Here is a 2,483-nt window from a genome sequence, read left to right as displayed (position 1 = left end):
CCGTCACGGCCGGCGCGGCGGCCTACGGCCCCGCCTTCGCCCGCAAGGCCGACGCCTTCGCGCAGGCGCTCGACGGCCTGGACGCGCAGCGCAACGCCGTCGACGCGCTGAAGCCGACGGCGCCCCAGGCGGCCGCCGCCTATACCGGCCTGATCGGCGAAGGCCTCGGGATGGTCCGCGCCCTGTCGGGCGCGATCGGCCCCGTCGGGATCGCCAACCACGCCGCCTCCTACGCCGCCTTCCTGACGATGAAGGAATATGCCGGCCAGGAGCGTGCCGCCGCCTCCGCCGCCTTCGCCGCCGGCAGCCTCGACCTCGCCGGGATCCGCCGCCTCGCCACCCTCCAGGCCGACCAGGCCACCTACGAGGGCCTGTTCCGGTCCCGGGCGGAGCCGGCGCAAGGAGCCCTGCTCGATGCCGCGGAGGCCACCGCCCCGGCGCGGGAGGTGGCGCGCCTGCGCAAGGTCGCCCTCGAGACCATGCCCGGCGAGGCCCTGGCCTTCCGCGACGCCCCGCTCTGGTTCCGCCTCGCGACCCAGCGCATCGACGGCCTCAAGGCGGTCGAGGACCACCTCACCGCCGACCTCGCCGCGGAGGCCGGCGGCGTTCGCGCGACGGCCGAACGGGCGCTCGCGATCTGGTCGGGGGCGGCGCTCGCGATCTTCCTGCTGTCGGGCGCCCTCGCCTTCGGCCTCGCGCCCGACCCGACGGTCGCGATCACCGCCGCGGCGGCCGAGGGGGCGCTGATGACCCTGCCCGCCCCCGCCCTCGAGCTGGCGCGAACCCTGGCGCAACGCGTCCGCGACCAGGGCGGAGCCTTGCTCGTCGTCGATTACGGCCATGTCCGGCCGGGCTTCGGCGACACCCTCCAGGCGATCGCCGGGCATCGCTTCGTCGGGCCGCTCGACGCGCCGGGCGAGGCCGACCTCACCGTGCATGTCGACTTTCCGGCCCTGGCGCGCGCGGCCGCCGAGGCGGGGGCGGCGATCCACGGCCCCGTCGATCAGCGCGCCTTCCTCGATGCGCTGGGTCTTCCCGCCCGCGCGGCCCGGCTGAAGGCGCGCGCGACGCCGGCCCAGGCCGAGGCGATCGCGGCCGCGTCGCTCCGGCTCACCGATCCGGCCCCCGGCGGGATGGGAAGCCTGTTCAAGGCGATGGCGATCACCCAGCCGACCCTTCCGCCGCCGCCGGGATTCGCGCACGGCTGAGGGCGCCGCGGGTGCCATCGTCACCGCCGGCGCCTTCGGTTATCGACGGGCGGACGTGATCCCGCATCGCGGGCGCGAAGTCTCGCCAGGAGCCGCCATGCCAGGAGCCGCCATGTTCGTCGAAGCGCCGGAACTCAGCTCGCATTCGGGCGTCCGCCACGCCTTCTTCACCCGGCAGGGCGGCGTTTCCGACGGGCTCTACGCCTCCCTCAACGGCGGTCTCGGCTCGCAGGACAGGCCCGAGGCCGTCGCCGAGAACCGTGCGCGGATGTGCGCGCAGCTCGGGCTGCCGGCGGATCGGCTGGTGAGCCTCTACCAGGTGCATTCCGCGCAGGCCGTCGTGGTCGAGGCGCCGTTCGCCCCGTCGGAGCGCCCGAAGGCCGACGCCATGGTGACGCGGGTTCCGGGCCTCGCCCTCGGGATCGCCACCGCCGATTGCGGCCCGATCCTGTTCGCCGATCCCGAGAACGGCGTCGTCGGCGCCGCCCACGCGGGATGGAAGGGCGCGCTGACCGGCGTGGTCGAGGCCACGGTCGCCGCGATGGAAGGGCTCGGCGCCCGCCGCTCGGCGATCGTCGCGGTGCTCGGCCCGACGATCGCGCAGGGCGCCTACGAGGTGGGCACGGATTTCATGACGCGCTTCCGGGACGAGGCGCCGGGATCGGATCGGTTCTTCGCGGCCGGCACGCGGCCCGACCATGCACAGTTCGACCTGCCGGGCTTCGTGCTCTCCCGCCTGGAGCAGGCGGAGATCGGAGAAGCCGCCATCCTCGGCCTGTGCACCTATTCCGACCCGGACCGCTTCTACAGCTACCGCCGGACCACGCATCGCGCCGAGGCGGATTACGGCCGGCTGATCTCGGCGATCGCGCTGACGCCGTAGGCGGGTTCCATCGAAGGAACCGCATGCGACAATCTGTCCAGAGGCGGGACGCGAAAAAAGCGTGGCCGCAAGTGAACCTTGACCATTCGCGTGTGTTTATCGGGACAGGTACCAAGGCAACAACGGCGGGGCGCCACAAAGGGGCCGTCTTCAGGACGGTCGGCGTTACCGCGATGCAACAGCATCCTTGGAGCCATTGACTTAAAGACGGGCAATCGGTGCCGGACGGGTCAAAAGGCCGGCGGCACCAGATGGAATGAGGACCAGACCATGAAATCCATGCTTCGGGGCGTCACCGCCCTCGCCGGCATCGCGCTCGCCGGCTCCGCCTTCGCCGCCGACCTTCCGCGTCGCGCTCCGCCGCCGGTGTTCACCCCGGTTCCGGTGTTCAC

2 protein-coding genes are annotated in these 2,483 nt (G+C 73.2%); both read left to right on the top strand.

Annotated elements, in window-relative coordinates; genetic code table 11:
- Positions 1-1,208 (top strand): SAM-dependent methyltransferase (locus FV223_RS25260; RefSeq protein WP_246689805.1); only part of this gene is annotated, 1,208 nt, incomplete at its 5' end.
- Between the two features lie 112 nt (positions 1,209-1,320).
- Complete coding sequence (gene pgeF / locus FV223_RS25255; protein WP_147729524.1) at positions 1,321-2,091, top strand: peptidoglycan editing factor PgeF; 771 nt, start codon at positions 1,321-1,323, stop codon at positions 2,089-2,091.
- Positions 2,092-2,483: the final 392 nt, after the last annotated feature.

The organism is Methylobacterium sp. WL116 (assembly GCF_008039455.1).
In the GTDB taxonomy this organism is placed as follows: Bacteria; Pseudomonadota; Alphaproteobacteria; order Rhizobiales; family Beijerinckiaceae; genus Methylobacterium.
Note: the sequence above shows the minus strand (reverse complement) of the source record. Positions and strands in the feature narration are given on the sequence as shown.

What these genes read in the sequence shown, in the direction of transcription:
- pgeF (WP_147729524.1), top strand. Translation starts at nt 1,321, where the DNA reads ATGTTCGTCGAAGCGCCGGAACTCAGCTCGCATTCGGGCGTCCGCCAC.